The sequence below is a fragment of the Pseudanabaena sp. 'Roaring Creek' genome (assembly GCF_001402795.1).
In the GTDB taxonomy this organism is placed as follows: Bacteria; Cyanobacteriota; Cyanobacteriia; order Pseudanabaenales; family Pseudanabaenaceae; genus Pseudanabaena.
Map to the genome: position 1 here is coordinate 1 of NZ_LIRE01000435.1, position 7,318 is coordinate 7,318.

Annotated in this window: 8 protein-coding genes; 3 read left to right on the top strand and 5 right to left on the bottom strand. The window is 42.8% G+C overall.

All coding sequences use genetic code 11. The features are described from left to right. Positions 1-48 precede the first annotated feature (48 nt). The 3 genes from AC805_RS14230 to AC805_RS14240 form a co-directional block, all read right to left on the bottom strand. Positions 49-423 (bottom strand): type II toxin-antitoxin system PemK/MazF family toxin, encoded by a 375-nt coding sequence (locus tag AC805_RS14230; RefSeq protein ID WP_055076027.1) that lies wholly within the window; start codon positions 421-423, stop codon positions 49-51. Then, positions 417-671 carry an AbrB/MazE/SpoVT family DNA-binding domain-containing protein gene (locus AC805_RS14235; protein ID WP_055076028.1) on the bottom strand — a complete coding sequence of 85 codons (255 nt, stop codon included), beginning with the start codon at positions 669-671 and terminating at the stop codon, positions 417-419. Before AC805_RS14235 ends, AC805_RS14230 begins: the two co-directional genes overlap by 7 nt. 246 nt (positions 672-917) lie before the next feature. Then, entirely contained in the window at positions 918-2,237 is a 1,320-nt protein-coding gene (locus AC805_RS14240) for an Nramp family divalent metal transporter (RefSeq protein ID WP_055076029.1), read from the bottom strand. 104 nt (positions 2,238-2,341) lie between these two features. Here AC805_RS14240 and AC805_RS14245 point away from each other — a divergent pair, with 104 nt between their 5' ends. From AC805_RS14245 to AC805_RS14260, 3 genes are all read left to right on the top strand, one after another. Next, positions 2,342-2,917 carry a MerR family transcriptional regulator gene (locus tag AC805_RS14245; RefSeq protein ID WP_055076030.1) on the top strand — a complete coding sequence of 192 codons (576 nt, stop codon included), beginning with the start codon at positions 2,342-2,344 and terminating at the stop codon, positions 2,915-2,917. Then, positions 2,914-3,900 carry an aldo/keto reductase gene (locus AC805_RS14250; RefSeq protein WP_055076031.1) on the top strand — a complete coding sequence of 329 codons (987 nt, stop codon included), beginning with the start codon at positions 2,914-2,916 and terminating at the stop codon, positions 3,898-3,900. The genes AC805_RS14245 and AC805_RS14250 overlap by 4 nt, the downstream gene beginning before the upstream one ends. Before the next feature lie 563 nt (positions 3,901-4,463). After that, on the top strand, positions 4,464-5,087 hold the full coding sequence (locus AC805_RS14260; RefSeq protein ID WP_055076035.1) for a flavin reductase family protein: 624 nt from the start codon (positions 4,464-4,466) through the stop codon (positions 5,085-5,087). On the opposite strand, the gene AC805_RS14265 is transcribed toward AC805_RS14260, so the two are convergent. Both AC805_RS14265 and AC805_RS14270 read right to left on the bottom strand, forming a co-directional pair. Then, positions 5,084-5,875 (bottom strand): class III extradiol ring-cleavage dioxygenase, encoded by a 792-nt coding sequence (locus tag AC805_RS14265; RefSeq protein ID WP_055076033.1) that lies wholly within the window; start codon positions 5,873-5,875, stop codon positions 5,084-5,086. The two genes, AC805_RS14260 and AC805_RS14265, sit on opposite strands and share 4 nt — an antisense overlap. A 296-nt stretch (positions 5,876-6,171) precedes the next feature. Beyond that, positions 6,172-6,627 carry a MarR family winged helix-turn-helix transcriptional regulator gene (locus tag AC805_RS14270; RefSeq protein ID WP_055076034.1) on the bottom strand — a complete coding sequence of 152 codons (456 nt, stop codon included), beginning with the start codon at positions 6,625-6,627 and terminating at the stop codon, positions 6,172-6,174. Positions 6,628-7,318 lie beyond the last annotated feature (691 nt).

Consider the following 7,318-nt stretch of genomic DNA (forward strand, 5'->3'; position numbering starts at 1 on the left):
GTGCTAAATAACGTTAGTTCGGGTTTGCGTAGCAAACCCGAACTGACGTTAAATTTGAATAATCTGGTTAAGCCGATCGCATACTTGAACAAACAGATCGTTTTGCAACTTTCCTAGGGGATGGGGCTTAGCGCCCCGCAACCGCCAGTCAAAGGACTTGGGCTGATGACACAATACATAACTAATCTTCGCAGATCTACTTCGCGAAGCTTTGCCCACCGCAACCGCAAAGGGATTGTCCGCATTATAGGAGGCTGTCGTCATAGGCAAGCCAATCACGATCGCTGTTTTGTCATTAAAGATGCGTGGGGATAAAACTAAAAAGGGATGAATATCCCTCATCTCTTTACCAACTTGCGGATTACAATCAATCCAGATAATGTCTTGGCGGTCGGGCACCCAATTTTTTGCAGCTTTTACCACTGTTCAGCGCCAAGACTTTGGTTTGAGATCATGACCTCCCCACCGTGACGAGTAGAGTCAAATTGAGCGAGCCTTTCTTCTAAAGTTAATGGAGGATGAGGCACTGGGGCAATAATCACCTGTCCGTCAACCACCGAGAGACGAACGCGCTGATTGACTTGCAAATGCGCCGCCCTTGCGATCGCGGCGGGTAAGCGCACACCGAGATTATTTCCCCATGTTTTAATATCGAGGATTGCTTCTGTCATAGCGACGACCCATCTTGTATGTTTAAACACTCGTATAAACATCATAACCCTTCTTTTAGCAAAAAAGTAACATCTGCGTTGTTATCACCACAAAGAAATAAATGATTTCCTTAGATCGTATTCTTTCCAATTGTCGATATCTGTCATTGGTAGTCCTCAAAAGGGAAAGATTTATAGGGTAAGGATGGGCGGCGCTAAGCGCCGCCCATCTTTACCCTATTTAGGACTACCCTCTAAGTCAGCAATCTAAGTCAGCAATTTAGCCAATAACCAGATATTTACCACAATAATCAGACCAGCAATCAACCAAGCTAAACCTTTGATCCAGAAAGGATTAGCAAACTTACCCATAATCTGCGAACTTCCAGTAAACAAAACCAACGGTACGATCGCAAAGGGCAATTGTAAACTCAAAACAACTTGGCTGAATACTAATAATTTCCCTACGCCCTGCTCGCCCAAGATCGAAAGTCCAATTACCGCAGGCGCGATCGCTAAACAACGGGTGATTAATCTTCTCAACCAGCAGGGAATCATCAGATTGAGAAATCCTTCCATTACTACCTGCCCTGCAATTGTCCCTGTAAAGGTAGAACTTTGACCAGAAGCTAACAAAGCTAAACCAAAGAGAAAACTTGCCAATCCACTTCCTAAAAGAGGTGTTAGCAACTGATATGCATCCTGAATCTCGGCTACCTGCTGATTGCCAGAGAAATGAAAAGTCGCAGCAGCCACAATTAAAATTGCCGAATTGATAAACAATGCCCCAATTAGAGCGATCGTGGAGTCTAAGGTGGCATAATGCAAGGCACTTTTGACATCGGGCAAAGCCTCCTGCCATTTCCTTGTCTGCACGATCGCGGAATGAAGATAGAGATTATGGGGCATGACTGTAGCCCCCAAAATACTTACTGCCAAATAAAGCTGTTCTGAATTGCCCAAAACAGAAGGCTGGGGAAGATAACCCTGAAAAACAGCATTCCAATCGGGACGAGCAAATACTATCTCGACCAAAAAGCAAATAGCGATCGTCGATATTAAGCCTAAAACAATCGCCTCTAGCCAGCGAAATCCTTTTCCCTGCAACCACAAAACTACTACCAGATCTAGACCTGTTACAAAAACACCCCAAATTAATGGCAAATGAAAGAGAAGATTGAGCGCAAGGGCACTACCTAAAATCTCCGCGAGATCGCAAGCAATAATGGCAATTTCCGCCAAGATCCACAGCAGAATATTGACAGACAAGCTAAATTTAAGCCGACAAGCCTGTGCTAAGTCCAACCCAGTCACCATGCCCAGCCTCACGCATAGGGCTTGGAGCAATATGGCGATCGCATTCGAGATAAAGATAATACTCAACAAGCTATAGCCAAATTTTGACCCTCCTTCAATATCGGTCGCCCAGTTACCTGGATCCATATAGCCAACCGAAATTAGTAGTCCAGGACCAGCAAAGACAAGAAATTTTTGCCAAGAATTTGCCTTACTAGGAATAATGACTGTTCCTTGAACTTCTGAAGGACAAAACGGTGCGGTAGGTATTTTAGGAAGAGACAAACGCATTTTTATTAGTAAGTCCTTAATTGGGATATCCAAAAATCATACTTGACTTGACACTTGACTTAATACTTGACTTAGAGTGCACTCTAAGGTTTAGAGTAAATTTTATGGAAAGGACATTCACTATTCAAGAAGCTTCGCAGCAAACAGGTGTCAGCACCCATACATTACGCTATTACGAGCGGATGAATCTCCTTGATACAATCGATCGCGATAATAGCGGTTATCGTAGCTTTACCAACTACGACCTTGATTGTGTCAAGTTTCTCACGAAGCTACGCGCTACTAAAATGCCGATACGTCAAATGCAGAAGTTCGCGGAGCTACGACGAAAGGGAATCTCCTCTGCCCATCAAAGACGATTGCTATTAGAGGAACATTACAATGAAGTAATCGCCCATCAAAACGAACTTCATCATAGCCTTGAAATTATTAGCATGAAAATTGCTTACTACAAGGAAATGGAGGAAGAAGGGATTACCAAAGAGGAGGATTCTTACGATCTCCCTACTTACATCTCAATGGTAAAAGCAAGAGAAAAACCACAATCATCAAATTCCCTAAATTCAATCAATAGATCTTTAGAAATAGAAACTGCTCACAGGCTAATAGATCGCCTTGATTCCCAAGATCTAGCAAAACTCATCGAATTATTGCAAACTAAAGTAGGTATCAAGCCATGAAAACAAGAAAATTAGGTAATCAGGGTTTAGAAGTTTCCGCAATGGGCTTAGGCTGCATGGGTATGTCTGAGTTTTATATTGGTGGTGACGAGCAAGAGTCGATCGCCACAATCCATCAAGCGATCGACCTTGGGGTAAACTTTCTCGACACTGCGGATATGTATGGTCCCTTCACTAACGAGAAACTCGTCGGTAAGGCGATTAAAGACCGTCGCGATCGGGTCATCCTTGCCACTAAATTTGGCAATGTTCGCAGCGCTAATGGTGGCTGGTTAGGAATTAGCGGGAAACCCGAATATGTCCAAAAGTCCTGTGATGAATCTTTACAGCGATTGGGAGTAGATGTAATCGACCTCTACTATCAGCACCGCGTCGATCTCACCGTCCCCATTGAAGAAACCGTCGGTGCAATGGCAGAACTGGTCAAACAAGGAAAAGTCAAATACCTCGGCTTATCGGAAGCTGCTCCCACAACCATACGTCGCGCCCACGCCATTCATCCCATTTCAGCGCTTCAAACCGAATATTCTCTCTGGAGTCGCGATCCTGAAGATGAGATCTTACCAACTTTGCAAGAACTAGGCATTGGCTTCGTTCCCTACAGCCCTTTGGGTAGAGGTTTTCTGACAGGGGCGATCGCTACTCCCGATGATTTTGCCCCCAATGATTACCGCCGTCAATCGCCACGCTTTCAAGGAGAAAACTTCGCTAAAAATCTACAGTTAGTAACGAAGGTCAAAGAGATTGCTTCCGAAAAGGGCATTACGGCGGGACAGCTCGCCTTAGCATGGCTGCTGGCTCAAGGCAATTACATCGTGCCAATTCCCGGAACCAAACGCCGTCAATATCTCGAAGAAAATATCGGTGCTGCCAACGTCACTCTGACGATCGCCGATCTCGATCGGATTAATGCCGTTGCGCCTCAGGGCATTGCCGCAGGCGATCGCTATCCCGCCCAGAGCATGGGTACGCTCAATCGCTAAACTAACAGCTCCTTCAGATCCTCAAAATTTATAATTTATTTGTAATTTATTTATAATTTAAAGATGGATGGCAATTTCTGCCCCCCATTTTTGAATTGGTATATCAAAATTGGCATAAGTAGCCAAGCGTAATTAAATATATAGCAATCCTAAATGGTTTGTGGAAGCGCCCCCCAAAAGGGGAGCGCTTCCACAAACCCAAAAATCTACAAATGATTTAGGACTGCTATATAAGCCCAAAAGCTGTAAAGTTGCGCTCCGCAGGGGCGCAACTTTACAACTTTCCGTAATTTATTTTGCACAAGTACTTATACCAATTCCCAAAATGGCGTTGCCATTTTGGGAATCTCAAAACCTTACTGGGTTTGGTATTTAATTCACAAAAGTGTTGTCACACTTTCGTGAATTGGTATTAGCCGCTATGCCAATTCAAAGTACCAATTCAAAAAATGGCGTTGCCATTTTTAAAGCTCAAAACCTTACTAGGATTGTTTTTTAATTCTCTGAATGGTTGGCTCACTTCAGGGAATTGGTATTACAATTCATCAAAAGAGAAACCGCCCATGCATATCGATCCCCAATTAACATCTCACCAAGACAACTACAAACTTTTAACCAACATTGTTGTGCCTCGACCAATCGCTTGGGTAACTTCACAAAATTCTGAAGGAATCGTCAATCTTGCCCCCTTCAGCTTTTTTAATGCGATCGGCAGCGACCCCCTATACATCATCATCAGTATCGGTCGCAAAGATAATGGAAGCATGAAGGATACTGCCACAAACATCATTGAGAATGGTGAATTTGCCGTTAACTTAGTCACAGAAGATCTAATCAATGCCATGAATATCTCTGCGGCAAACTTTCCATCAGGAGAAAGTGAACTCACGGCAGTTGGTTTACATGCGACTGAGTCCAAACGGATCAAGGTTCCCATTGTTACGGAATCTCAAGCCAGTTTAGAATGTATACTCCATAGCCAACAACCCCTTGGAACCTATACCCTATTCATCGGACAGGTAGTGATGTTTCATGTAGATGATAACTTGCTGAGCGATCGCCTACATATCAGTGGATTTGCTCCCATTGGTCGAATGGGTTCACCCGCCTACTATTGTCGTACTAGCGAGCGATTTGAAGCTCCACGCATTTCCTACGAGAGTTGGCAATCAGAACATGCCAACTAAGAGCCATTCGCAAATGCATAGGCAGCCATGCTAAAAGCCCCAAAGGCATAGCTACTATGCAACTGCGTTCCCTTAACATTAGCCCCTCCCGCGCCCAAAGCGACAAATAAGGGCAATAAATGCTCATCCGTAGGATGATTTTTACTTGCATAGGGAGCAAGCCGACGGTAATTTATAAGATCGTCCCAACTTCCTTCAGCAATAGTCTTCGCAATCCACATATCAAACTCTTGCACCCAATCAAGAGGAGTCGCGTCATAGTTGCAATTAAAAGCAGACAAATTGTGAGTAATACCGCCACTACCAAGGATTAAGACGCCCTCATGACGCAAAGGCTCAAGAGCTTGTCCTATTTGCCAATGGTAAAGAGGATCGTTCTGATACTGAATAGATAGCTGCGTCACAGGAATATCAGCCTCAGGATAGATCAACATCAATGGAGTCCAAGCCCCATGATCTAATCCCCTTGTGGGATGAATATTACAGGGAATACCCGATCGCCCTAACAGATCAACAATGCGATCGCTTAACTCAGGAATCCCTCGAACTGGATAATTCAATTGATAAAGTTGTTCGGAAAATCCCGAAAAGTCATAGATTGTCTTGGGGAATTTTGCGGCACTCACCATTGTGGAATCGGAATGCCAATGAGCTGAAACAACCAAAATTGCTTTTGGCTTGGGAAATTGTCGATGGAGCGATCGCAAAAAATTCGATACTTCTCCATCACGTATGGGCAAGTCTGGCGCTCCATGAGAGATAAAGATGGCAGGTAAAGGATTAATCATATTTTTCCTTCCATTTTTTGCTTCTATTTTTGATTGCCAATATTTTCATAACTCCATCAACATAGATTACTCCCTTCCCACCAAAGAAATAGACATCCAAAACCAAGAATTAGACGTTGCGGCGCTTCGCGCCGCAACGTCTAATTCTTAACTGGGAAAGAAGTAGTGATGAACATTGACATTAATTCGCTATAGAACATTTTTAACTAGGACTATTCTACCAAAATAAATCTCGTTTTTGGGATTGTCAAGAGTATCAGTCAAAAAATATTAATCAAAGCAATTTAAGGGTAGTTTCAGAAAGCCTTTCTTAGCCTTACTAGTAAAGCCTTGAGTAAATCTAGCTCCGATGATTCGAGTTTATCAAAACGTTCCTTTAGATATGCCAAATGCAGGGGAAAGACCTGCTCGAAAACCTGTTGTCCCTTGGGCGTTAATTGCACGATGACACTACGGCGATTGTCAGAAGGCGTTTCCCGTGAAACTAATTGTTTTTGGATCAAGCGATCGATTACCCCAGTTAAGGTTCCCTTAGTAATTAAAGTCTTTTCCCCTAATTCCCCCATACACATCCCACTAGTATTACCAAGCGAAGCAATTACATCAAACTGAGCTGGCGTAAGCTCAAATTCTCGGATATGAGTTTCCGAGCAAGCAGAAAATGCTTGATAGGTTCTGACCAGCTCTCTCATCATGGGAATGAAAGCTTCACTCGCATTTTGGGTAGATAATTTCTGGGATGCAGTAGACATTTATATTAAATCAAAAACATTCTAATTAGTTTTATTTTATAGGCTCTTGGGCTAAAACCTCTTACCCTTATCTCTTACTATAGAATGACTACAAGTAAGAGACGCAATCGTTAGTCGGCTAAATTTCAGTATTTTTAAGGTGATAAAATAGTGAAACAAGATAAATTATGAACTCAGCTTCTTGCCCAAAAACATGGTCATAAATTACAGTATGGTAACCTAGACTTAGAATTAAGTGTAGCTACAATAAAATTTCCATATTTTATCGATCGAATTTAGAGCGATCGCTGTATGCTTAATTTGAGGTTTTTTATCTAAAGGAGATCTACTAACTAGCTTTTGCCCTTCAACATCAAAAAAGCCAGTGCCTGAGAACCACTAGCTTCTTGATAACCCGAAGGTATTTATTTAATAAACGGAAACGGACGAACTTTGCTGTAGCAGGCAGATTTGTTCAATGCTTCTTTATATCTTAACGCAAGATATAAGATTAGCAACAGTTTTTGCTGCAAATTTTTAAATTTTTTTTGCAAGCAGCAAAAACTAAGCGTTGAACTAGACCAAAAAAGTCTCCCCGTTTCCTGATTGAAGTCACTACACCCCTTGCAATCAGGACAATCCAGATGTTTTTCCAACTTTCAAACCGACCCGAACAGTCCCCAGCCCTGCCCTGCCTGAACCAGCAATCTGG

What these genes read in the sequence shown, in the direction of transcription:
- AC805_RS14235 (WP_055076028.1), bottom strand. Translation starts at nt 671, where the DNA reads ATGACAGAAGCAATCCTCGATATTAAAACATGGGGAAATAATCTCGGT.
- AC805_RS14240 (WP_055076029.1), bottom strand. Translation starts at nt 2,237, where the DNA reads ATGCGTTTGTCTCTTCCTAAAATACCTACCGCACCGTTTTGTCCTTCA.
- AC805_RS14245 (WP_055076030.1), top strand. Translation starts at nt 2,342, where the DNA reads ATGGAAAGGACATTCACTATTCAAGAAGCTTCGCAGCAAACAGGTGTC.
- AC805_RS14250 (WP_055076031.1), top strand. Translation starts at nt 2,914, where the DNA reads ATGAAAACAAGAAAATTAGGTAATCAGGGTTTAGAAGTTTCCGCAATG.
- AC805_RS14260 (WP_055076035.1), top strand. Translation starts at nt 4,464, where the DNA reads ATGCATATCGATCCCCAATTAACATCTCACCAAGACAACTACAAACTT.
- AC805_RS14265 (WP_055076033.1), bottom strand. Translation starts at nt 5,875, where the DNA reads ATGATTAATCCTTTACCTGCCATCTTTATCTCTCATGGAGCGCCAGAC.
- AC805_RS14270 (WP_055076034.1), bottom strand. Translation starts at nt 6,627, where the DNA reads ATGTCTACTGCATCCCAGAAATTATCTACCCAAAATGCGAGTGAAGCT.